The 22,441-nt window shown below is 47.1% G+C and carries 28 protein-coding genes and 2 pseudogenes; 6 read left to right on the forward strand and 24 right to left on the reverse strand.

Annotated elements, in window-relative coordinates:
• Positions 1 to 118: 118 nt before the first annotated feature.
• From M5J74_RS19120 to M5J74_RS19130, 3 genes are all read right to left on the reverse strand, one after another.
• Positions 119 to 2,407, reverse strand: a complete 2,289-nt coding sequence (locus M5J74_RS19120) for a telomere resolvase (protein ID WP_250012767.1) — start codon at positions 2,405 to 2,407, stop codon at positions 119 to 121.
• Positions 2,385 to 2,849, reverse strand: a complete 465-nt coding sequence (locus M5J74_RS19125; protein WP_181245441.1) for a hypothetical protein — start codon at positions 2,847 to 2,849, stop codon at positions 2,385 to 2,387. Before M5J74_RS19125 ends, M5J74_RS19120 begins: the two co-directional genes overlap by 23 nt.
• 492 nt (positions 2,850 to 3,341) lie before the next feature.
• A complete protein-coding gene (locus M5J74_RS19130) occupies positions 3,342 to 3,500 on the reverse strand; it encodes a hypothetical protein (RefSeq protein WP_250012768.1) in 159 nt (52 codons plus the stop codon).
• Between the two features lie 214 nt (positions 3,501 to 3,714).
• Between M5J74_RS19130 and M5J74_RS19135 the strand changes: the two genes are divergently transcribed.
• From M5J74_RS19135 to M5J74_RS19145, 3 genes are read left to right on the forward strand one after another with little or no spacing between them, the layout of a single operon-like run.
• Entirely contained in the window at positions 3,715 to 3,903 is a 189-nt protein-coding gene (locus M5J74_RS19135) for a hypothetical protein (protein ID WP_146139792.1), read from the forward strand.
• A gap of 10 nt (positions 3,904 to 3,913) precedes the next feature.
• Positions 3,914 to 4,087, forward strand: coding sequence for a hypothetical protein (locus tag M5J74_RS19140; protein ID WP_250012769.1), 174 nt, complete (start codon positions 3,914 to 3,916; stop codon positions 4,085 to 4,087).
• 12 nt (positions 4,088 to 4,099) lie between these two features.
• Complete coding sequence (locus M5J74_RS19145; RefSeq protein ID WP_181245443.1) at positions 4,100 to 4,258, forward strand: hypothetical protein; 159 nt, start codon at positions 4,100 to 4,102, stop codon at positions 4,256 to 4,258.
• Between the two features lie 373 nt (positions 4,259 to 4,631).
• Here M5J74_RS19145 and M5J74_RS19150 read toward each other — a convergent pair whose 3' ends face one another.
• From M5J74_RS19150 to hemB, 15 genes are all read right to left on the reverse strand, one after another.
• Positions 4,632 to 4,970: a hypothetical protein gene (locus tag M5J74_RS19150; RefSeq protein ID WP_250012770.1), complete on the reverse strand. Its 339-nt coding sequence runs from the start codon at positions 4,968 to 4,970 to the stop codon at positions 4,632 to 4,634.
• Positions 4,960 to 5,196, reverse strand: coding sequence for a CopG family transcriptional regulator (locus M5J74_RS19155; RefSeq protein ID WP_250012771.1), 237 nt, complete (start codon positions 5,194 to 5,196; stop codon positions 4,960 to 4,962). Before M5J74_RS19155 ends, M5J74_RS19150 begins: the two co-directional genes overlap by 11 nt.
• Positions 5,193 to 5,630, reverse strand: coding sequence for a putative toxin-antitoxin system toxin component, PIN family (locus tag M5J74_RS19160; RefSeq protein WP_106167494.1), 438 nt, complete (start codon positions 5,628 to 5,630; stop codon positions 5,193 to 5,195). The genes M5J74_RS19155 and M5J74_RS19160 overlap by 4 nt, the downstream gene beginning before the upstream one ends.
• A gap of 662 nt (positions 5,631 to 6,292) precedes the next feature.
• Complete coding sequence (gene hisI, locus M5J74_RS19165) at positions 6,293 to 6,658, reverse strand: phosphoribosyl-AMP cyclohydrolase (protein ID WP_015155764.1); 366 nt, start codon at positions 6,656 to 6,658, stop codon at positions 6,293 to 6,295.
• Between the two features lie 5 nt (positions 6,659 to 6,663).
• The gene (locus tag M5J74_RS19170; RefSeq protein WP_041462529.1) at positions 6,664 to 7,629 is read right to left on the reverse strand and encodes a GTP-binding protein; all 966 of its coding nucleotides are present in this window, start codon (positions 7,627 to 7,629) and stop codon (positions 6,664 to 6,666) included.
• 86 nt (positions 7,630 to 7,715) lie between these two features.
• On the reverse strand, positions 7,716 to 8,354 hold the full coding sequence (gene folE / locus M5J74_RS19175; protein ID WP_015155762.1) for a GTP cyclohydrolase I FolE: 639 nt from the start codon (positions 8,352 to 8,354) through the stop codon (positions 7,716 to 7,718).
• A 98-nt stretch (positions 8,355 to 8,452) separates the two neighbouring features.
• Positions 8,453 to 9,529 (reverse strand): GTP-binding protein, encoded by a 1,077-nt coding sequence (locus M5J74_RS19180; RefSeq protein WP_015155761.1) that lies wholly within the window; start codon positions 9,527 to 9,529, stop codon positions 8,453 to 8,455.
• A gap of 8 nt (positions 9,530 to 9,537) precedes the next feature.
• Positions 9,538 to 9,987, reverse strand: coding sequence for a SufE family protein (locus M5J74_RS19185; RefSeq protein WP_015155760.1), 450 nt, complete (start codon positions 9,985 to 9,987; stop codon positions 9,538 to 9,540).
• A gap of 127 nt (positions 9,988 to 10,114) precedes the next feature.
• Positions 10,115 to 10,348: a DUF1830 domain-containing protein gene (locus M5J74_RS19190; RefSeq protein ID WP_015155759.1), complete on the reverse strand. Its 234-nt coding sequence runs from the start codon at positions 10,346 to 10,348 to the stop codon at positions 10,115 to 10,117.
• Complete coding sequence (locus M5J74_RS19195; RefSeq protein WP_250012773.1) at positions 10,332 to 11,453, reverse strand: NAD(P)/FAD-dependent oxidoreductase; 1,122 nt, start codon at positions 11,451 to 11,453, stop codon at positions 10,332 to 10,334. The genes M5J74_RS19190 and M5J74_RS19195 overlap by 17 nt, the downstream gene beginning before the upstream one ends.
• Complete coding sequence (locus M5J74_RS19200; protein ID WP_250012774.1) at positions 11,440 to 11,844, reverse strand: DUF1636 domain-containing protein; 405 nt, start codon at positions 11,842 to 11,844, stop codon at positions 11,440 to 11,442. The genes M5J74_RS19195 and M5J74_RS19200 overlap by 14 nt, the downstream gene beginning before the upstream one ends.
• Positions 11,845 to 11,865: 21 nt before the next feature.
• A complete protein-coding gene (locus tag M5J74_RS19205; protein WP_106216942.1) occupies positions 11,866 to 12,123 on the reverse strand; it encodes a hypothetical protein in 258 nt (85 codons plus the stop codon).
• A gap of 27 nt (positions 12,124 to 12,150) precedes the next feature.
• The gene (locus M5J74_RS19210) at positions 12,151 to 12,729 is read right to left on the reverse strand and encodes a hypothetical protein (protein WP_250012775.1); all 579 of its coding nucleotides are present in this window, start codon (positions 12,727 to 12,729) and stop codon (positions 12,151 to 12,153) included.
• A gap of 16 nt (positions 12,730 to 12,745) precedes the next feature.
• Positions 12,746 to 14,602, reverse strand: coding sequence for a threonine--tRNA ligase (gene thrS, locus M5J74_RS19215; RefSeq protein ID WP_250012776.1), 1,857 nt, complete (start codon positions 14,600 to 14,602; stop codon positions 12,746 to 12,748).
• A 142-nt stretch (positions 14,603 to 14,744) separates the two neighbouring features.
• Complete coding sequence (gene hemB / locus M5J74_RS19220; protein WP_250012777.1) at positions 14,745 to 15,755, reverse strand: porphobilinogen synthase; 1,011 nt, start codon at positions 15,753 to 15,755, stop codon at positions 14,745 to 14,747.
• Between the two features lie 181 nt (positions 15,756 to 15,936).
• On the opposite strand from hemB, the gene M5J74_RS19225 reads away from it, so the two are divergent.
• A complete protein-coding gene (locus M5J74_RS19225) occupies positions 15,937 to 16,341 on the forward strand; it encodes a Fur family transcriptional regulator (protein ID WP_106217920.1) in 405 nt (134 codons plus the stop codon).
• Here the strand turns inward: M5J74_RS19225 and M5J74_RS19230 are convergent.
• The 5 genes from M5J74_RS19230 to M5J74_RS19250 all read right to left on the reverse strand — a co-directional run bounded on the left by M5J74_RS19230 (position 16,325) and on the right by M5J74_RS19250 (position 20,066).
• Positions 16,325 to 16,882: a Crp/Fnr family transcriptional regulator gene (locus tag M5J74_RS19230; protein ID WP_106217921.1), complete on the reverse strand. Its 558-nt coding sequence runs from the start codon at positions 16,880 to 16,882 to the stop codon at positions 16,325 to 16,327. The genes M5J74_RS19225 and M5J74_RS19230 overlap by 17 nt on opposite strands.
• Positions 16,883 to 16,994: 112 nt before the next feature.
• Positions 16,995 to 17,735: a metallophosphoesterase gene (locus tag M5J74_RS19235; RefSeq protein ID WP_250012778.1), complete on the reverse strand. Its 741-nt coding sequence runs from the start codon at positions 17,733 to 17,735 to the stop codon at positions 16,995 to 16,997.
• 48 nt (positions 17,736 to 17,783) lie between these two features.
• A complete protein-coding gene (locus M5J74_RS19240; RefSeq protein WP_181245444.1) occupies positions 17,784 to 18,485 on the reverse strand; it encodes a class I SAM-dependent methyltransferase in 702 nt (233 codons plus the stop codon).
• A gap of 4 nt (positions 18,486 to 18,489) precedes the next feature.
• Positions 18,490 to 19,305, reverse strand: a complete 816-nt coding sequence (locus M5J74_RS19245) for a metallophosphoesterase (protein WP_250012779.1) — start codon at positions 19,303 to 19,305, stop codon at positions 18,490 to 18,492.
• A complete protein-coding gene (locus tag M5J74_RS19250) occupies positions 19,302 to 20,066 on the reverse strand; it encodes a GTPase, G3E family protein (protein ID WP_106217925.1) in 765 nt (254 codons plus the stop codon). The genes M5J74_RS19245 and M5J74_RS19250 overlap by 4 nt, the downstream gene beginning before the upstream one ends.
• Before the next feature lie 48 nt (positions 20,067 to 20,114).
• Here M5J74_RS19250 and M5J74_RS19255 point away from each other — a divergent pair.
• A pseudogene (locus tag M5J74_RS19255) lies at positions 20,115 to 20,794 on the forward strand (FAD/NAD(P)-binding protein); the annotation flags it as partial.
• A 107-nt stretch (positions 20,795 to 20,901) separates the two neighbouring features.
• On the opposite strand, the gene M5J74_RS19260 reads toward M5J74_RS19255, so the two are convergent.
• Complete coding sequence (locus M5J74_RS19260; RefSeq protein ID WP_250012781.1) at positions 20,902 to 21,438, reverse strand: hypothetical protein; 537 nt, start codon at positions 21,436 to 21,438, stop codon at positions 20,902 to 20,904.
• Between the two features lie 25 nt (positions 21,439 to 21,463).
• Between M5J74_RS19260 and M5J74_RS19265 the strand changes: the two are divergent.
• A pseudogene (locus M5J74_RS19265) lies at positions 21,464 to 22,295 on the forward strand (IS1 family transposase).
• Positions 22,296 to 22,441: the final 146 nt, after the last annotated feature.

A 22,441-nucleotide genomic window follows, 5' to 3' on the forward strand; every position in this document is an offset into this window, starting at 1 on the left:
AGCCTAACTTTTTCACTGTAGAAACAGCCAGCTCGACTTGTTGTAGAGCCTAACTTTATTTGTCGTCTCCCAGAAAAGTTAGGCACGAAAGATGCCTGAACAGAATGAGGCGATCGCTTCATGCTTCAAACTGCTGCACAAATGCCTTGAGTGCTGCTGCATCCTTACCGCGATTATGCCCGCGTTGATTGTCAACACCAATCTGGGCGTGGTGTTCTTCAATTAAATTCTGATTCGCACTAATAAACTCCTTAGCCGCCTTACGATTGATGCCGAAAGTCTCTTCTAGTAAACCAACAGTCATCGCCCAAGTATCTTGGGGATGTTGTTGGTTCCATTCACAAATAGCAGCAAAGATACGTTGAGCCCGCTCCTTTGCTCCACCACTTCTAGCTGGTTTAGGTGCAGCCGAGCCGGAAATCTGAGTCGGGGTAGGAGTGGTAGTATTCGGCAGTTGCTGTTGTTGGGTTTGCACTTGCACTTGCTCTTGGTCATGCCATACTGACCCAGAGTTAGGAGCAGAATCAACACTTCGAGCTATTGTTGGGGCTGTTTGGGGTGTGGAGTTGCGATCGCCCAACAGAGCAGCTCTGGCAGCTTCAAATCGTGCTGCCGCCTGCTGGAGCTGCCGATTCTCTAGTTTGAGGCGTTGGATCTCCTGCTGTAACTGGCTAGATTGCTCGACAGTTGCGCTGGCTTGTTCGCGTTGTTGTTTGAGCGTAGCAATTTCAGCTTCAAGTGCTTCAATCCTGCCTGTAAGCCAACTTAAGGTTCGAGCTTGGTCTACCACTACCTGCGCGATCGTTCCTTCTGCTACTGCTGGAGTCATGGCTGGGAGCGTGGGTTCGTGTTGACTCCCTTCAGCAGCCTCAGCAGAAGCAGATTTTGCTTCGACCAGCTCTGGCGTGACTCCATTAGCTGCTGGAGAGGCTTGGGCGATATCTGTTGTAGAGCTATTAAGTCGTGCTTCCACCCATTGCAGCAGGGCAGCGGTTTTCTCCTGCTGGTTGTCGCATTGAGGGCAGAGAGCATCCAATACAGCCAGCCAGCGGTCATGCTCGTCCTTAAAAATTCTTAACAAACTATGTTGGCGTGGTGGAGTGGGATCGCTCTTGGTTGAATCATTTGGTGAAGCGATCGCACGTTGGCTTTCATTGGAGGTAAGTTCGATCTGCTCTGGTTCTACCCGTACACTTTGGGCTGGTGGCACTGGCTCTACAGACTCTAGTGGTGCGATTGATTCCTCTTGAGGTAGTGGCTGTGTTGGCTCTAGCTGTACTTCATCCCGCTCTAGGGGTGGTAGCCCATTAGCATCCAGTAGCACTCCTTGACCTTCTAAGGGTTGACCCTGCTGGTTAACTAATCGGTAATGAAAATAATGACTAGTCGCTATGCTATTGGGTGCAGCCTGCTGTTGGTCGAGTACGTGTCCGAGGTAGTGCTGAAGGAAGCGATGCTCGTGTTTGGTGGGAGGGCAGAAGAAATGAATGGCGATCGCCCTATACACGCCTCTGAGCCGATGAATCGAAACAGTCTTCTTGCCAGCCAACACGGGTACGATGCCGCTGTCCTGAAACAAATGCTTTACCTCTCGGTCAATCCGAGTATTGAGCACGCGCATTTTGGGGTCTTTGCTATTCACTCCTTCTAATTGTTGGATAGCAGGCAGCGTGCGGAACCGTTCGATACCCTCTAGCACTTGGGCAGCAGGTACGAGCGTGAGAATGTCGAATGCAGGGGAAGCCTCGCCTTCACCAATCTGCTTTTTCTGCTGCCCCTGAAAATGTAGAAGGTAGGGATGGTGAGTCGGTTGGAACTGACCCTTGCTAATTACTTCGGTGTGCCGCCTACCCGTGAGTGCAGCCAGAGCGATCGCTAGCTGTCGCTCGTCGTTTGATGATAGCAATTCAACGGCTGTATCGAGGTAGCGTTGCAGTGGTACGGGTTGTAGGTTATCTTGTCTGCTATTATTAGCTGCCGTACCTTCTCCATGAATCTGTTGGTAGATAGCTCGATCGTATTTGAGGTAGTAAAGAGCGAAGTGTTCCTGGGTTTGTCCAGGTTCTCCAGTATTGTGCTTAGTCCAAGTCACTACATGACTATTTTCATCAGTTAGGGGCAGAGCGCCTGTAGAAATTGCATCTTCGATCGATCGGCGGTATAAGGGTATTTGGTTGCCAGCGATCGTTGCTTGGGGATAGCCCTCTTCTAGCAATGTAATTTCAGCTTCGCACAAAGCTTGAATTTCAGCTTGGGAGTTGAGTGTCTTTAATCGCTCGACAAAATGTAGTGCTAGTTGTTCTAACTCGTATTTGGTCAGCTTGGTGCGATCGCCTTTGGCAATGCGTTGACGGTATCGAGCAATAATTTCTTCTCTGCTGAGGTCAAACCGAGTGGCATTGCTCATGGGTACTGTTAGGGGCGCTTGGGTTATGGATAAGAGATGAGGGGTAGGTAGGTGAAGTCAAGTTTTGAGCGATTTCGATCGCGGTGTTGAGTAGCAAGTTTTGAATGAACTGCTTTGGCGTGCAGTCGAACGTGCCTACCTCTAAGGCTAGCTGGCTTAAGCGTATAAATATACGATTTAGCGGAAAGAATGTACGGTTATAGAGGAGAAGATAGCGATCGCTGCTGGGAAGTAGGAGACTGTATAAACCACTTGCCAGAGCCAATGTTTCCAGCAGTATCAAAACTGCTGTGTCAGTCTGCATCACTTGAAAATTGGTAGTAAGCTTTGCTACTGACAATCCAGCAGCAGCAGATAGATTGCTTGACCGGATAGAGACATTCCGGTCGGATGCTAGCTGATAATCTAGGGCTTGGTCAAGCACGTTCTGATATTGTGCCACAACTGCGGTATTCCCTAGTTGCCACTTGATTGTTTACCGTGAAATCGAGTCGAGCATCGAAATCGCGCGCGTTGTGCACGGTGCTCGACATCTGCCAGATACTGTTATTTAATCCCCTTAAATACTAAGCGCAAAGGTTTCAGCTAGAGCCACCGCGAACGATCGCCGCTAGCAACTGCTATAGTTAGCAGATTTTCATCCTCAAGCGATCGGATCGAACGAGCTAGCTAGAGGCTAGGGGGCAGTGAAGTTGGTTCCTTCTCTCCCTTTAGGTTGTAGGAGTTTTAGCAGTGGCTAGCTGGCGAGGAGACCGGAGTAGTCGAGAAGGCGATTGGACCATTCTTGAGCTTGGTGGGCAATACTCTGGCGCTGCTCGGCATTAGACCACAGTGATGACCAGTGGTAGTGCCAGAAGCTAAGTAGGCGTTGGAGTTCGACTAACTGGGTAGCGACATCCTCACTAGCATCTGGAGCAGTCCACTCGATAAAAAACTAGCTTTCGCGGAGCAGTTGAAGGGCGACTTGCTCGTTAGTGCCAGAGTCAAGCAACGATCTAGCCCTAGCTAAGTTTGAAGCAATTCCACCAAGCCGAGTTGAGAAGTCGTCTTGGAGGTAGCGAGATTTGAGCTGGTTCCAGTCTACTGCCATCATTCACCTGCAAGGAGTTGTTGGACGAGCTAGTGAGGATGCGATCGCTGCTTGATTGGCTAAACTCATGAAGACTTAACCAACAGAGCTTGCTGCGACGATCGAACCACTAATCGAATAGCTGTTTGAGTTGCTGGTGGACTTCATCAGAGGGACTAAACATAATTAGACAAAGGCTGTCCCTTTTGACAATGAGATTCTCGCTCAATTATTTGCCTTGTTAAATAATATTCTCTTCTTTGTAGAAATTCATAGACTCAGAATTCAAGTTCTCGTGCAGCGAATCTCACCAGAAGATGTGCCTGTTGAGCTTGTTCGGGATACAGTCGAAGATTTAGGACTAATTCTGGGAAAAGCGATCGAAGTTAAAATGAATGCAAATAGCATCAAGACAAGACTCGTTTAGATGACTAACTATGACACAATCCCCCATGACTGACACTGAAGCAGCGAAACTAAAAGAAGTGCTAGAACTAGTGAAAACCACAGAACAGAAGGCTAAAGAGCTAGCAGAATTTACCTTAGAGATCGATCGCAAATACGAGCAGCGCTTAGCCCTAAATAGAGTGGCTAGAAAACTGCAATCGTAAAGGGAAATAACTTTGACAGAGCTGATTCACTACCAGAAAAATCTTATTAAGCATGTTCTGCTCCTACCAAGCTTCAAGGCTAAGGTGGCTCAATTTGGTCATAGCGATCGCTTAATTGCTGTTGCTAGTAGCACTAAGCTGGCAGTTGAGTTAGCAGTAGGGGTCGCCTAAATCTACTTAGAGCAAGTATACAGTTATTTTAGTATACGTTTAGTTCGGCAATTAGCTCTAACCAGGCGTACAATAGCTTTTTTGTTCTACGTTTAATCAGAGGGAATTTAGGAGTTAGTGAGGGGAGTGAGGCAGTGCAAGTTTGAGCAAGGCACAGGCAAGGCATACTCAAGACTCAACACAAGTTCTGGGCAAGAGTCAGCTCAACAGCCAGTGTAACAAGGGAGTGCTGTTTATGTTTCTCAATCCGTAAACCAAGCGTATACAGCAGCAAGTAGTCCCAACAATAGCTCCAGGAATTTGACCGACTAGAACACCCAAGAATACACTACCACTGGCTAGAGCTATGATGCGATCGCCTCGTTGCTAAAAATCAGTTTGTTTCATATAAACCTAGTGAATTCATGTCGAATTTCTTAATGAATGGGTTATTCTTAGCAGCGAGCCGCAGCACGGCATGATAACTGGCTTGCATCACCTCGGTTTGAGGTAAGGGCTGTTCCGATGTAGGGCGAGTTCCTTGTTGCTTTGCCCGCTGTTCGAGGTCGCGATCGCAGGAAGAATGGCTGCATCTGCTCGCGCTTAGTAGGTTTTGCCCAACTTGGTTGAAGCGATCGTGGAAGAGCAAAGAATCAAAGGCTATAAGACAGGGGTAGATACTGTGGAACCCAGGACATCGATTGAGGAACGCGACAAGTATGTTAAAGTTCATCTCCCAGCATTGGTTCGATGTCTGGCACTCTTGCCAAAATCTGGTCAAATCTCTCGTAATCAGCGACTTGGGAAGCTTGCCGCAAGCGAGATAGAGAGCGTTCGACTTCTAGCTGTTGGGTAATCGCAGCAATCAACCATTGCTCTAAGGGGATTTGACTTGCCGCAGCTAACTGCCGTACTTCTTGGATTAACTCTTCCGGTAATTGCAATAGATAAGAACTCATTCGCTTAAACGCTCCTTTAAATTCAAAGCTCGAACTAAAACTCCAGGCTGAATTACTGCAATGCCGAATTGTGATGTAGAGGGCAGGGAATCTCGTTCGTTAAACGTGACAATTGCCGTAGCCTGAGCATTAATAGCACATTCTATAACTCTTTCGTCATTGGGATCGCTTAGTTGCGGTCGCCATTGGAAATAGATAGGAACTGGCTGCAAAACATCTGCCAGCACTCCTAGCACCACATCGACCTCCTCTGGTGAAGTCCAAAACTGTCGTAGGTTCTCATCGCGCTTCAACACATCAGCGTATTCCAGAAAAAGGGCTTCTGAAAGACATCCAGTAATAACTCGTTGCCTCAGAGCGCTCAGAATCAAAAAACTAGCACCTCGTCGAGAGCGTAGTGCTGCAACCAAAATGCAGCTATCGAAAACATACATCTTAAATTTAGCTAATTATTTAAGACTGGAGAAGATAACAACTGGTTCGATATGGCTCAAGATTGAATGCAGCTTTCTCAACGTCAAACAACTTGGCATTGCAAAAGTGTGCGATCCCGAATTGGTTTGACCTGTTAGGGAGCGCCGTAGCGGCAATTTTACCTCATCGTGGCAGGGTCACTAACTCAAGCCAGTCCCAAACCTGGTAAATTAACCTAGCGTGCATAGCGGTTCGATTGACTGCTCTGCATCAAGTGCAGGAACTTGTGCGATCGCGTGCAACTAAAGCAGTCAATTGTACGCTGCGCGGTGTAGTGGGCGATCCACCCACCAGACATTAGAGTTGTGGGGAAATAAAAATTATAAAGTGGAAACAACCAATGACTCTCTCGACTATGCCAATTTAGGCAGCATCTAAATAGAAGTTCCACAATCCTGCGGCAATCAGCATCAGTCGGTCATCAAAATCAGACACGCGATGCCTGTAAATTGCTGCCACTGCATTGTATCGCTTCACACCTGCAAAAGCATTTTCACACAGCACTCGTTCTCGACTGAGAGCCTTGTTTTCTGCCTTTTGTGCTAGGGTCAGTGCAGTTAGCGGTGGGAGTTGTCACCAAGCATTCTGGCTAAAAATCTGTTAAAGCGGAACGGAGAGTATTTTAGCGAGGGTAAATAGGCACGAAGTTGAAAAAGCAACTTCTCGCTCCCATATGGCAGGCAATATCACCTACCTGTTCGATTTTAATTAGAATCGTGTCGCGATCGCAGTCATAAAAAAGCTGTTTCACCTTCTGGATATGTCCGCTTGTCGCCCCTTTGTGCCAAAGTTCCGCACGGGAGCGGCTCCAGTAGTGAACTTCGCCTGTTTCTAAGGTGCGCTGAATCGATTCCCGATTCATCCATGCCATCATCAAAACGGTATTGTCCCGATAATCTTGAGCGATCGCCGGAATTATTCCCCGATCGTTAAACTTCAGTCGTTCGATCCAGAGCAGATTTTCGTTTGTCAGAGTATTTGAGTTCATTGACGTTACCAAGTTAAACAGTTATTCAACATCTGTTGCAGAAATAAAGGATTGAGCTTGCGTCCAATTAACACCATTTGATTTTTGGGGGATGACTCCCACTCGCTATCGTTAATGGTGAAGCGTTTACCGCTGAGTTGAAATATATGGCGTTTGGGGCTTTCGACAAACCACAAAATCCCTTTGGCTCGAAATACATTTTCCGGCAGATGGTAATCGAGAAACTGTTGAAATTTCTTCAAGGCAAAGGGTCGATCGCTCCGAAATGATACTGACATCAACCCATCATTATTGAGATGGTTGGAAGGGAGATCGGCGGCGGCTAATGCTTGGGGGAAAGATCCGGCTTCGGCAAGATTGACATCTAGAATTAATGGCAAAGGAACTTTTCCATATTCAGAGCGCAAAATTCTGGTTCCTTCTTTAATATCGCGGATTTGATTTTCAATCGCATCTACAGTTGTCTCAGACACTAAATCCGTTTTATTCAAAAGAATTATGTCACCATAAGTAATTTGACTCAGAGCGGCTTCACTGGCGTAATGCTCTTTCAACGTAAAGTTTTCCACGTCCACAACGGTGACGATCGAGTCCAGATGCGTCATGTTTCGCAGTTCTGTCCCCAGAAATGTCAGGGCAATGGGAAGCGGATTAGCCACTCCTGTAGTTTCTACTACGAGATAGTCGAGCCGATCGCGCCGTTCTAACAGCCGATAGACGACATCAGCTAGATTGTCGTTGATCGTGCAACAGATACAGCCGTTGGTCAGCTCGATCGTCTCCTCATCGACAGCAATCAACAACTGACTATCAATATTGATGTCACCAAACTCGTTAACCAAAACAGCCACTTTCCAGCCATTCAAGTTTTGCAGAATTTGATTGAGTAAGGTTGTTTTACCACTCCCCAAAAATCCGGTGATGATGGTTACAGGGATTAGTTGAGGCGAGATGGCAAGGGTTTCCAGCATGTATAAACTCAGAATCGGCAGAATAGAACAGGAGAAAAGAGGCAACGGTGGCATGAAGATCGTTACCTTAAGGTGAAAGAGTCGATCTAATGGAATGCTGGAGAGTGCCGCACTAAACTCATAAACTCCTGGCGAGTTTTGGCATCGTCTGCAAAGACCCCACGCATGGCACTACTAACCGTCCAAGACCCAGGTTTCTGCACGCCGCGCATCACCATGCACATATGAGTTGCTTCGACCACTACCGCAACTCCTTGTGGCTTCAATAAACCCTGAAGCGCATCGGCAATCTGAACCGTCAGGCGTTCCTGCACTTGCAAGCGACGAGCGTACATTTCACAAATGCGGGCAATTTTGGATAAGCCAATGACTTTACCGTTGGGAATATAGGCAACATGCGCTCTACCAATAATTGGTAAAATATGATGTTCGCAAGAGCTAAACAAATCGATATCCCGTACCAGAACCATTTCATCCGCATCTTCGTGGAAGATAGCTCCGTTGAGCAGTTCGTCTAGGGATTGACGATAGCCAGATGTGAGAAATTTGAGTGCTTTTACAACTCGTTTAGGCGTATCGCGCAAACCTTCGCGATCGGGATCTTCACCCATGCCTAACAGCAACGTGCGAACGGCTTGCATCATCTCTGCTTCAGAAACGGGTGACTTTGCTGTGGCGATCGCAGATTGTTTCAGAATCTCGTCTGGTGAAATCGAAAATGTCATGAGTGAATTAGATGAGGTGATAAACAGCCGTAAAAATGGGGGTGCGGCACGCAGCGCCCCTTTTTCCAGCAGACGGCTGAACTGCTGAAAGCTTAGTTTCAAGCAAGGCAGCAAGTCAGATTTTGCTTGATTTCATCTGCATTCAGATTGCGCCCAATGAAAACAACCTGGTTTTTGGGTGGGGTGCGCCACTCTTCTGCTTGCAGGTCGAAGCGGGGACCGCTCAGTTGAAAAATGTTACGCAAATCGCTATCTGAAAACCAGAGAATGCCTTTGGCACGGAATACATCTTTGGGTAACTGTTCTTGCAAAAAAGATTCAAACTTTTTCACATCCATTGGGCGATCGCTCTCAAACGATACCGACACAAATCCATCATTTTCTAAGTGGTGGGAATGGTGATGGTGATGCTCGTGATGATGATGTTCGTGGCGATCGTGTTCGTGGTGATGATGCTCGTCATGCTTATGCTCGTCATGCTCCTCGCCTGCGGTTGCTTCTTCATCCAGAAATTCTCGGTATGCCTCTGGCTGAGTCAACTGGGCATCTAAAATCAATGGCAATGGCGCTTTACCATGTTGAGTGTGGAGAATTCTGGCTCCTACTTTTACCGTGTTGATGTATGCCTCCAACTCCTTCACCTTCTCTGGAGAGGCAAGATCGGTTTTGTTCAACAAAGTCATATCTGCATAAGCAATCTGTTTCAACGCCGCTTCACTCTCAAAATGCTCTGGTGTAAATGTCTCAGTGTCAACAACGGTTACAATTGAGTCCAAGTGGGTTAAGTCCCGCAATTCTGTCCCCAAAAACGTCAGGATAATTGGTAGTGGATCGGCAACACCTGTTGTTTCAATTACCATGTAATCTACGCGATCGCCTTGCTCCAGCACTCGATAAACTGCATCTACTAACCCATCATTAATCGTGCAGCAAATACAACCATTGCTGAGTTCTACCATGTCTTCATCCATCGATACCAGTAATTGACTATCGATGTTGATATCGCCAAACTCGTTGACTAAAACTGCCACCTTCAAATCTTGGCGATTGCTTAAAATGTAGTTTAACAAAGTTGTTTTGCCGCTGCCTAAAAAACCTGTAATGATGGTCACGGGCATTCCCCGTTTAGGAATTGCTAGAGCTGTTTCGGTTGGAGAAGTGATGGTGCTAGTCATAATGCCCCCTATTTGAATAATTGTGGATTGGTAAGTTGGCACGCCACAGCCTTTTTCTGCATCATCTGGAAGATGTTGTAAAAGCCATTGCTGCGGGAAGGGGTAAGACTCACGTTCAGTCCGGTTTGCTGGATAAATTCTGGTGTCAGTTGAGCAATCTCGTCGGGTGTTAATCCATTTAATCCTTCCATCAGCAAACCTACTAGTCCTTTGGTAATTTGAGCGTCGGCATCTCCGCAGAAGGTGACTTTACCATCTGTTAAAGCCGCCGCGATATAAACCTGGGATACGCACCCCAGCACCTTATTCTCTGGGATTTTCTCAGTCTCGGGTAATTCTGGCACCCGCTTGGCAAACCAGAGTAGATATTCATAGCGTCGCTTAGGTTCCGAAATCTGCTGGAACCGCCGCACAATAAGCTCTAAGCTAGGGGGTAAAGGCTTGGTGACAGACGGCATATAAACTTGGAAGCAGCATGTATATAATGATAACCATTCTCATAATACTGGATCGTTAGCCCTTGAGAATGTTTTAGCAAGCTGTCAAGCTCAAAGCTCGGAGTCATAACCATGCATAATGGAGAGCTTAGCTAATTACTCGCAGGCACTGGTATGGAATTCGATCCGAGAGAACGGCACTAGGGAACTCACCTGTATAAATTTCTAATTGTGCTTGGGGCAATGCTTCAAATAAGAGGCGCTGTCTGGGAAAAATCACGCGCTTCTTCGTACCAATTAGGAATATTCGCAATCCGAATAATCTGAACCAGGCGATTCTTTTGTCGTCGGGTACATAGTTTCCTCTAGCAGATACAGTCATTGCCACAGCAGGAAAGATCTTCTAAAAACAGACCGTTTTGGCGATAAACGTCTAAGGGTGAAGTATCTAATCCCATGCGGTAGGCGATCGCTTCGGCAACAACTGCAAACCGCTGCCGAAATTTATAGATAAAACAGAAGATGACTTGCCCGTGACGCACGCTCGGTCCTACCACAAATAATCCAGGGGTGCGGGTAGACTCATCCTGAGCAGTCAGCAATGCTTGCCCGTCTTGCCAGCTAAATAAGTTAGCAATTAAGCTGAGGCTTCCCGTAAAGCCCGTACACAGGATCGGAGGAGTGAGACTCATCCATTTGTTATACTCGCTATACACTGCATAGCCGTCCTTGACGCGCTTCACCTCTTCTACACAGGTGTCGTTAACCAATTCAAGCAGACCAGTGGAATAAGCAATTTTCAATCGCTCTACCGTGTAGGGAGACAGGGAAATACTCGGATCGGTGTGGTCGTTCGCCCAACTGGTAGCACGATCTATAACTCGCACTCGTTTTCCCAAGGCTACTAGATTAGTAGCCGCATCCATCCCGCTCTCATAGCCGCCAACGATCAGAAATTCATCGCCCGGTATTTCTCTCCAAGAACTTACCTGAGAGTTATGGATACATAGTTCTGCTCCAGGAAATGGGTGAAGGCGAGGATATTGAAATTCTCCCGCCGCCCAAATGACAAAACGGCAGCGGATCTCGCCTGCTGAAGTTTTGAGGAGAAAACCCTGTTGCTGGGGTAATGGGTCAATTTTTTGCACATCTACCCCTGTCTGTACGGGCAGATGGTAATAATCGACAACGGTTTGCAAGTAGAGCGCGTATTCCTTGCCCGTGAGATGCTCGCGCTTGAATGCTATGGCTGGGGAAGTATCCCAAACAACCGCATTGAGATCCAACAAACCAAAGCCGTGACTGGGAAAAGAGGGGGTGATAAAGCGCATTTCTGCGGACCAGCGGCTAAATGTTGCGCCCACGCGATCGCGCTCTAAGATGACAAAATTTTTGATGCCCAGATCGTGTAGTACTACACCGCAACCCACCCCAGCTGCACCTGCGCCTACAATGACTACATCCAAGTTTTTTCTAGTCGTTTTCATAGTTGCATTGCCTTTCTTGAGGGAAAGGCGGAATTCGCGCCAAAATCCCTTTTTGCAAGATCTCCGGTCTTTCCTGGCGCGGAACGATGCCATCAGTACTGTTGTAGTATTGTGATGCTAGTTGCAATACGGCTGCTGCGCTTTCTAAAGGTGGCAAGTCACCAAACATGAGAGTTGTTTTATGCGGTGCAGCTAAAGCTACAGCACAAGGACGTTTACACGCGCTCAGGCATTCTACTGGTTGAATGACAAATGACGCTCGCAATTGCCAACTTTCCGACAGAGATAGCAATCGATCGAGCAAATACCAGCCTCCTCGCTTACCCATATATTCTCGTTGATGAAGAGAATACATGCAAGATTTACAGACAAATAAAGCGTGTTTAGTCATAGAAAATTGACTCGATTTCTACTACTTCTGCTGCATAGCGTTAGCAATATCTGTAAATGCTATTTCGGCAATTGGTTTATGAATTTTGTAGGTTTTGGTAGGAACAGTCATCACGGCGATCGCTGTTTCCAGTAGCGGACAGCCAGGTTCGTTGCAGCGTAATTGAATAATAGAAATAGGAGTATCTAGATCGAGTTGCAATAGCTCGTAAATCCAAGTTTTTATTTGTTGGACTCTCTCTGGTTCTGCTCTAGCGTTAGATTTGGAGAATAAATTCATCGTTGCCAAAAATGCCAAACTCAACAATCAACTTACAATTTGCGATCGCCTGACTAAAAACATATGTGCCAATGCTAGAGGAACTATCCAGATACTTTCCTTAATTAGCAAGCGCATGAGAATTGCTGGAGTTAGATTGTGCGAGATGCCTGGAAAAATTCCAGTTAGGAGAATCAAGCCTTCAAATAAGATAAATCCACCTACAAAACTGACTCCCAGCCAGAGAAAATGACCGCCGATTTTCTCGCGACTAAACTTAGGTTTGAGACTTGCCAGCAGCGTCACGAGTAGCGTTCCCAAACCTATAATTACACCCCACGCGATCGATTCGCTAGTGCGGGGATAGTCGCGGAGGCTGTAGCCATAAACTTGATTGACTAACCAAATTGCCATAGTCGCGATCGCCGCTTTCTTGCAAGTAAGGGTTGCACCTGCGATGGTGGCAAAACTGACTAATGGAGGATGAGGATAAACTACACTACTAGCACTACCGAGGAAGATGAGTAAGAAATTCCACAACCAACCTCGCGCGATCGCGTCACAACCCCGCGCCCAACGACTATTGGAAGTAGAAGACAAGCCAGTTATAGTTTGAGTAGAACCCATAAACTCACCTCATGAACTACAGTGTAGTTTTTGCTTGAATTGGCTGTTGCAAGTGTTCTTGCAATGCAGGCAAAGTTAACTGTCCTAATTCTCCCTGCTGGCGCGTCCGTACGCTCAAAGTTTGTGTTTCTATTTCTTTTTTCCCCACCACAGCCACGACGGGAATTTTTTCTAATTCAGCCGTGCGAATCAGCTTACCCAAGCGATCGCCGCTACGATCGACTTCTACCCTAAATCCTGCCTTTTTCAAAGTAGCTGCCACTGACTCCACATATTCTCGGACTTCGTTGTTAATCGGTAATAAACGCAGTTGTACAGGGGAAATCCACAACGGAAAATCGCCAGCGTAATTTTCAATCAAAATCCCAAAGAATCTTTCCAACGAGCCAAAAATAGCGCGGTGAATCATTATCGGGCGTTGGCGCGTGCCATTGTCGGCGACATATTGCATGTCGAATCTTTCAGGCAGATTGAAGTCTACCTGAATCGTAGAACATTGCCACAGACGACCGATCGCATCCTGAATTTTGATGTCAATCTTAGGACCGTAGAAAGCACCACCGCCAACATCCTCAACATAATCCCAGGCTTTAGTATTCAAGGCTTGTTTTAAAGCGGTTGTTGCCAATGCCCAGACGCGATCGCTGCCAACCGATTTAGGCGGACGAGTAGACAAATTCACCTGGTAATTTTTAAAGCCAAAATCCGATAAGATTTTCTCGGTCAGATTCAGCACCCCCAAAATTTCAGCCGTAATTTGGTCGGGCAAACAGAAAATGTGAGCGTCATCTTGAGTAAATCCCCGCACGCGCATCAAGCCATGCAGCACGCCCGATCGCTCGTAGCGATAAACTGTCCCTAACTCGGCAAAGCGCAAAGGGAACTCGCGGTAAGAATGCAGTTCGTGTTTGTAAGCCAAAACATGAAAGGGACAGTTCATGGGCTTAATTTGATAATCTCGGTCTTCGATCTGCATCGAGTCAAACATGTTCTCTCGATAAAAATCAAAGTGTCCTGATGTTCTCCACAGTTCCAAATCGGCAAGATGAGGGGTATAAAGTAACTGATAACCCGCTTCTAGGTGAGCTTTTTTCCAGTAATCCTCAATAATGTTGCGGATAGTTGCTCCACGGGGAAGCCAGAAGACTAAGCCACCGCCAGCATCTTCTTGGATACTGAAAAGTTTTAAGTCTTGTCCTAATTTGCGATGGTCGCGCTGCAGTGCTTCTTCTTTTTGTTGCAGGTAAGCTTGCAATTGTGCTGGTGTTTCCCAAGCCGTGCCGTAAATCCGTTGCAACTGAGGCTTAGTTTCATCGCCACGCCAGTAAGCACCAGCAATACTTAAGAGCGTGAAAGCGTCGGGATCGATTTCGCCAGTAAAGTTTAAATGAGGACCCGCACACAAATCCCACCAAAATTCGCTTGGTGGTAAAGTTGCTGGGTCAAATAATGAACATTCTATCTCGCTTGTCCCTCTACCAGCATCGGGATTGCCGATAAAGTAACGGCTAATTGTCTCCCCTGTGGGAATGCTGTCGAGGATTTCTAGCTTGTAAGGCTCGTTTAGCCGCTCGATCTCAACCCGCATCTGTTCTCGGTCTACTTCTTCCCGAATAATTGGTAGGTTAGCCCGAATCAGCCGTCGCATTTGTGCTTCGATCGCGGGTAGGTCATCCGGCGTAAAGGGTTGAGTGCGATCGAAGTCATAGTAAAAACCTGTTTCTGTGGTTGGACCAATGGTAACTTTTGTCTCTGGAAATAGCGTTTGTACTGCCATTGCCAACAGATGAGCGCAAGTGTGACGAATTAGCAGCAGTTGCTGCTCGTCGCTTTGCTGCATTGGGTAACTAGACCGAACTAAAGATCCAACCATGACTTATATTTTGATAATCATTATCATTCTAACTCAGGTAAGAATGGAGAATACCGAGTTAGTCAATTTCTATCGGGGTAGATAGAGGAGAATGGTAGCGATCGCAGATCTGGCTTTTAAGTTACCGACATAACTTCAACAGCTACCGCAACATCAGAGCCACTTCTTTAGCAAAATAAGTCAGAATCAAGTCAGCACCAGCTCGTTTCATGCTGGTCAGGGTTTCTAGAATAATTTTTTTCTCGTCAATCCAACCCATCTGAGCCGCTGCTTTAATCGTGGCGTACTCGCCACTGACGTTGTATGCTGCAACTGGCAAACTTGTAGCGTTGCGAACTTGATGGATGATGTCGAGGTAAGCTAAAGCGGGTTTCACCATGACAATATCTGCTCCCTGGGCAATATCCAAGCTAACTTCTTTTAAAGCTTCTCTAGCATTGGCAGCATCCATTTGGTAAGTTTTCTTGTCACCAAACTTGGGCGCTGAATCCAGCGCATCTCGAAACGGACCGTAATAAGCAGAGGCGTACTTAGCAGAGTAGGCAAGAATTCCCACATCGATGTAGCCTGCTGCATCTAGCGCCTTACGAATTGCACCAACTCTCCCATCCATCATGTCGGAAGGAGCAACCATATCAGCTCCGGCTGCTGCCTGAGAAAGCGCCATTTTTACTAAGACTTCAACAGTGGGATCGTTCAGAACAATGCCATTTTCATCGACAATGCCATCGTGTCCGTGAGTGCTGAAGGGGTCGAGGGCAACATCGGTAATGACAACCATCTCCGGTACTGTTTGCTTAATTGCCCTGACTGTTTGCTGTACCAATCCATTAGGGTTGTAGCTCTCCGTGCCAGTCGCATCTTTTTTCGCTTCTGGAATGACTGGAAACAGGGCGATCGCATTAATGCCTAACTCACATGCCTCCGCCACTTCTTTAAGCAATAAATCCAGAGAATAGCGGTAACAACCTGGCATGGAAGCAATTTCAATTTTCTGCCTCTCACCTTCCATCACAAATAGGGGATAGATCAGGTCGTCTACACCCAGTTGAGTTTCTCGCACCATTCGTCGTAGAGCTGGCGATCGACGCAGGCGACGAGGGCGATAGAGAAGGGTTGGTGTGCTGTCAGTGGAACGATTTACGTCAGACATGGGTAGAATAAAAATGATAATCATTATTATAAGACTGGCATTGCCATCTTTACTGTGGCAAAGTTGCCAACTACCCAAATGTGATTGTGGGCAAACGTGGATACCGAACGGGGCGCTTGACCTACCGCTTAACTGCTGTCATGCCTCTAATTGGAAGTATTCACATACGCATTAAGTGCTTATGAGTCCTCGAATAACTCGCTCTCAAGAATCTATTCTCCAGTTGCTCAAACAGATAGACCGCCCCATCTCCGCTCAAGACCTGTATGTAGAACTACGCAACCGCGATCGCACTATTGGGTTGGCGACAGTTTATCGTGGTTTAGAAGCTTTGAAACTTAGGGGATTGGTGCAATCTCGGACGGTTAACGGCGAGTCGCTCTACAGTCTGGTGCATTCAGACACGCACTACTTGACTTGTCTTGGCTGCGGTACTTCCATTCCTCTAGAGGATTGTCCCGTCCGCGAACTAGAAGCGACTTTGCACCAGTCCCTACCCTTCAAAATCTACTATCACACTCTAGAGTTTTTTGGGATGTGTCTGCCCTGCCAACTACAGTTGGACTCGCCTACTGTAAGAGAATAATATGGCGGCGGTGGCGATGAATGATTCCTGAATGCTCGAATTGAGCGAGTAGACGAGTTACTGTCACTCGCGTTGCACCAATTGTATCTGCTAGAGCTTGATGAGTCAGTTGCAGGTCGAGCGACTGTCCTTGCTCGACGGGATGACCGAATTTTCCAGCTAACCAAGTCAAGAGTTGTAGCAAGCGCAGGTACACGCTTTCCTGGCGAACAATCGAAAGGAGTTCTTCAGTTTGTTGAGTATGGCAAAATATCGCCTCCAATACTTTGTCACACTCGTGTGAAGGAATATAGCTAGCTGCTACACCCGTAACGCACTCGATTTGATAGGGCTGAACTCTAGACAGAGCTTGACCTACGACATCCCCACTGCCCCAGTATCCCAGCACGACAGTCGTTCCTGACTCGCTCCACGTCAAGGTGCGGACAACTCCCCGTTCAATGCGCCACAAGATATTGGGTTGTAGTGCGATTGCATCGCGGCGGTGGAAGGTACGCTGCGTTAGCCCAGTCGGTAAGACTGGGGTACAAGTTAGAACCATATAATTTGAATCTGAATCAAGATGACTAACGCTGACTCTATGACTAAGAAGCAGTATAAAGCTTAATGCAAATAATTGGCAATTATTTGCAAGAAAAGATCTCGATAGTTTTCTAATTCCTCATGGCGTGACGCACTGGGAATCCTTTGCTAGTACCATAACGAACAGTTTTGAATTCCACCCGCTCGGTGTTGGGATGATAAAGAGTATAGGTAGCAATTCCTGGCTCTTTGCCAACGTTTCCTACACCAATAATTCGCCGTGGTGTAACGCTGAGTGTTGCCGGAGATGGTTGAGTGTCGAGTGTTGTCACCCCTACAGCTACGGAACCTGACTGCACCTGATACACAAAGGCTAAACCCGACCGACCGCAAAACAAATTGTTGGCATCGGCACGCAGGAGACGATCTAACATCTGTGGCGGGGGAGTTTCTGGAGTGAGCTTGTCATCAACGCCGACCGTGCTGCCATGAATTAACAGGCAGCCGAGGTCGTGAAATCCAAAGTCAAGCGTTCGCAGCCATTCTACACTCTGGCGAGAAATGCTATCCCAAAGCAGCTTGACTATATTTACTCCATATTGCGAGACGATCTCAATAGGCTCGGTGGTAGAGCCGATTCCGTGTAGAATAAAACACTGCTCCTCCCACCATCCCCGGCAGACTTGAGGATGGAGTTCCCCTTGACGTGGCGATCGCACCCGTCGGACTAATCTTTCTGTTTCTGGGTTTGGTCCCACTAAATCTCCCAGAATATACAGTTCTTCCACTGCAACTCGCTGGCGCTTGAGATCGGCAAGTACCGCCTCGTAAGCTGCCAGATTTCCGTCAATTCCACTCAAAATTGCCCACATCGATCGTTATTTCCCTACTGCAATTTTTCGCGCACCGAGCGATCGAAACTACCCTGCAAACGCCAACCAGCCCGTAAAAACAAACGCAGTATAGAAACGAGTCATCTGTTTAAAGTTGGCTTGAGTGAGTAGTTCCAGCGTTCGTTCTTCCCGAATGCATGGGAGATGTTGGCATGTCCTGTTGACCAATTCAGTTAACCGCTGTGACTCCATTCCTGCCATCTGCGCTCGTGTCTGCCATCCGTTAACCAATCGCTTAAATCCCTCAGACTGTTTATCTCCTTGCAAATCTACCAGCACAAACGGGCTACCAGATCGTAGACGAGCGGCGATCGCCTTTAAATAGTCCAGTTTGGTGCCATCGTCTGGGAGAAAATGCATGACTAATAAGCTAGTAGCGGCGTTGAATGGATGCAACGGAAGTTCTTGTACGAGTCCATTGTGAAGAGTGACGCGATCTTCTAGTCCTAGTGATGCAACTTTCGTGCAAGCAACTGCTAGCATTTTTTCCGATGGATCGACACCCGTAAACTGCCAGGTGGGATGAGTTTGTCCCAATGTACCGATCTCATTACCTCCACCAGCGCCAACAATGAGAATATGGGCGCAATCGGTTAGATAGATTTGGAATAAAGCCGCCAACATACTCAGTAGGGCATCATAACCTGGAATACTTTGACGAACTCCGATGTCATAATCCGTTGCTAAAAAATTAGGGTTTGTATCAAAATCAAACAGGTTTTCAGTCATAGTTTCACCGTTCGCAAACATGAGTTGGGTCATCGGCTCGTTCTGCAAACTCCAGTCCCCTTGCTAAACGCCATGCAAAAATCGGCGGCAATCCCTTTTCAATAATTGCAGCACAAGTTTTTTGATGGTCGTAGGGAACTTCTCTTAGAGTGACTCGTTCGGTGTCGGTGTCGTAGAGGACGTAGGTAGCATTCGGTCGCCCGTGGCGCGGTTCTCCGACCGAACCGACATTCACAATTCGCTTCAAATGAGTTGTGAAATTTAAAGACTGTTCGCCTTCCATGCTAGGACTTGTAACGCTAATTTGGAGTTGAGCGCGATCGAGAGTCCGAACGTAAGGTACGTGAGTATGACCGCAAAATAAAATATCAGCACCCGTAGCTAGTACCCGTTCTAGAGCCAGGAAAGCATCTATTTCTGGTAACAAGTATTCGTGGGCGCTATGAGGACTGCCATGCACGAAACACAGATTGCCTTCTCTCAAACTCTGGGGCAGATCGGCTAAGAATTCCCTTGTTTCGGACGTGACTTCCCGATTTGTCCACTGATGCGCCAATTGACCTCGTTTTTCTGCTAACAATGAAGGATAGCTACACTCGCAAGCATTTAATCCCTCAACGATATCTTCATCCCAACAGCCAGCGCAGGTGGGAATATCTAGAGAGCGAATCCGCTCTACAACTTCGTTGGGATAGGGACCATAACCAACCAAGTCGCCGACGCAGAAGATTTTATCCGGTTGCTGTCGGTCGATATCGGTTAAAACTGCATCCAATGCGGGTTGATTTCCGTGAATGCAGGACATGACAGCTAATTTCATTTTCTCGCCTCCTCTAGTAGTAACTGTTTGATTTGTTGTTGGTAGTAGTGAATCTCTGCACTCGACAGACAGCAATCTTTCAAGGAAGAGGCGATCGCCGCTTCATCCAAGTTTTGTCCCCACACTTCCAACCCACTGAAGCGCTGCGGTCTACCTTCTAGCCAACGAGGGAGATTCAACGGCACAAAATCTCTTGGCGGCAAACCGATCGCAAAATCTCCGTAGACAGATTGACCGTCGGTAATGTCAAAAATTCCCTTAGCACGGGTGGCTTTGCCGTAGGCTCCCTGGCTCAGTTCGTACCAAAAAACTTCTAAACTATTGAAGTCGATGACATGACCTTGTAAGAGCGATCGCCACAGTTGAGGTGAAGCTACTACCGTCTGGGCTGGAGCGCCAACAACAATCTCATCAGCCCAATTGTGCCACTCTGAGTCTGTTATCCCTGGCGGGACGATCGCGACGCGGCGACAGTTGAGATCCAAAAGCCGATCGATTGTAGTTAAGTCCAGGTGAAACCCCAGCTCGATATAAGCGCGATCTCCAGTATTTAACTGACTTAGGAGTTGAGACTTGCGCTCTGCTGTCAAGGTTTGCACTTGCGGACATTCAATCGCAATGTAAGTCCGATCGATCGACACATCGTCAGCCAGACACAAATACAGCCCTGTCGCTGGCGCTTCAGCTAGCTGCTGGCGAATCCAAGTTGTTTTGCCTGCACCTGGTGGACCAGCTACAGCAGTAATTACCGCTGGAGTCATAACAATATAATGATTATCATTATCAATGTATCTTTTGGATAGTTTAGCATGGCGATCGCGTCTACATTCTTACCTGCCCAAACTGACATTGCGATTATCGGAGCGGGTCCCCAGGCTCTGACTTTAGTAACGTATTTGTTGCAAAAGCGCCAGCGTTTGCGGCATCGATTTTTAGTGTTTGACCCTAGCGGCACTTGGCTATATCGATGGCAGCAACAGTTTGCTGCTTTGGAGATTCCGCATTTGCGTTCGCAAATGCCGTCCACCATCCCGACCCCAATCCCTATGCACTGTGACGGTTTGCCGAGTCACGCTCCTGGGAACTATTCCCACCCTACGATCTACCAGGAACCCAACTTTTTCAAGATTTTTGCTCTGATGTCATTGAGCGGTGGCAGTTACAGGAACGAGTCATCAAAGCTGATGTTGCTCGGATTGAGCCATTACCTCATTCCCTTCGTCCCCGCTTCCGCGTGTGGTTGCAAACAGGACAGTCGATTGTTGCTCGCCGAGTTGTGCTGGCGACTGGTGGTGGTGAACCACAGTTACCTGATTGGGTCAACTAGATTCAGTCAAATTATCCCCAAGATCGCCTCTGCCACTGGGGGCAGATCGATTTGCGCGGCTTACAAATAGCGGGTGAAAGAGTATTGATTGTGGGTGGTGGGCTGACGAGCGGACATTTGGCAGTAGGGGCGATCGCACGGGGAGCCAAAGTGCTGTTGATGGGGGTATGCCGAAATACGTGGTAAATGGAACACGTTGTAAAGTTTTGTAATTTACTTCTGATGCACTTGGTAGAAAAGTCCTCTTGAGTATCGATATGACAGTGAGCTTAACTTGCATCAAAGGTGCTAGTGGAGAGAAACTTCCGGATCGGGCGCTCATCCCAAACTTGAGCCTCAATATAGCGATCGATCCTCCATTGCGGCTCGGACTGCCATCTCGTTCCTGGCATTCCATACCTTTTCACTACATCTGCAATTTCTGATAATGTAAACACTTGACCGTGTTGAGGCTGGCGGTATGATTCTGCAAACCTTCTCATCTCTGCATCAATTTCCTCTAATGTCGGCATTTGACCATCCTCACGAGGTCTAAGTTCATAGGTATCGGGTGGGGGAGGACTCACTAGATTCAGGCTAGTCATGCTGTCAGGATATGTAAAAGAAATCATGTCGCTGGTAAAAATAGCCAGAGGAAGCTGAAATTTTGCAGGCTCTTTGTCACTGAAGAAACCATTCTTGCCAAAAAAATCATCATTTTCGCCGAGAACAAAATACAGTGGGTGACGGAGGTGGGGCTTTTTTCCCTTGTTCTCAAACTCGCGGGTCATGCAGTAGGGAAGTGTGGGATTGCTAGACTGAAGCATTGTGTAGTTAATCTTGAGTAGTGTGATGAAGTGTCCTTTGTGTGGTCATGACAAACCGCATAAACATGGCTTGACAAGTAAAGGGAGCCAACGTTACTTCTGTCCTAAATGCAAGCAAAGCTTCACCGATACCTTTGATACGCTGTATTATCGACGGCAAGTGAGCGAAGAAGACGTGCGGATCGTAACAATCCCATGAGTCTCGGTAGCAGTTTACGAGGCATTAGTCGGATTAGTGGTTTAGCTTACGACACAGTAGTCAGCATTGTTCGTTCCTCGGCTCAAAAAGCGCAGCTCGTACACAATGCCGAAGTACAAGATGTTGATACAGATGCTATTGCTGCGGATGAGTTGTGGTCGTTTGTAGAAAAAAACACTCATCACTGCTTACCCCAAGAGCTAGAAGCTAGAGATTGCTGGATAGCTGTGAGTTTGGCACAGCCCTTGTGGACTGATTCTCTGTGGTCGTGTGGGTAAGCATACTGATGAGTTAGCGGCAGAATTGATAGTGAGTACCCAAGCTAAGACCGATTGCAAAGAATGGCATACTGACGGTTGGAGTGGGTATGAGCGAGTACTACCAGATGAAATAGAGCATTATATTAGCAAAGCGCTGACGCAAAGAAGTGAGCGAACCAATGGGATTGTACGTCAACAAACTGGACGTTGGCATCGGCGACAAAACAAATTTAGCAAAGCGTGGCAGCAGACAAAAGTTACTCTAAGGCTTGTAGTTAGCTACTTTAACTGGATTTGGCACCACTCCTGTCTAGGAACTACTGCGGCACAGCGAGCTTTCTTTAACCGATTGTGCTTGGACTTGGAATGACATCGCTAGCTATCCCACACTTGTCTAGGGCATGACCAAACAACACAGCACACAAAAGGTTATATATTGCATCATATTTAATTCAGTTTCTCGCTGTAACTAGTTGAAATACGCAAGTTGAAAAACTCAGATAACGTACTGAGAGTTAATCGCTCACATCCCATCCACCAAAAT

Source organism: Chroococcidiopsis sp. CCNUC1 (assembly GCF_023546805.1).
Classification (GTDB): domain Bacteria; phylum Cyanobacteriota; class Cyanobacteriia; order Cyanobacteriales; family Chroococcidiopsidaceae; genus Chroococcidiopsis; species Chroococcidiopsis thermalis.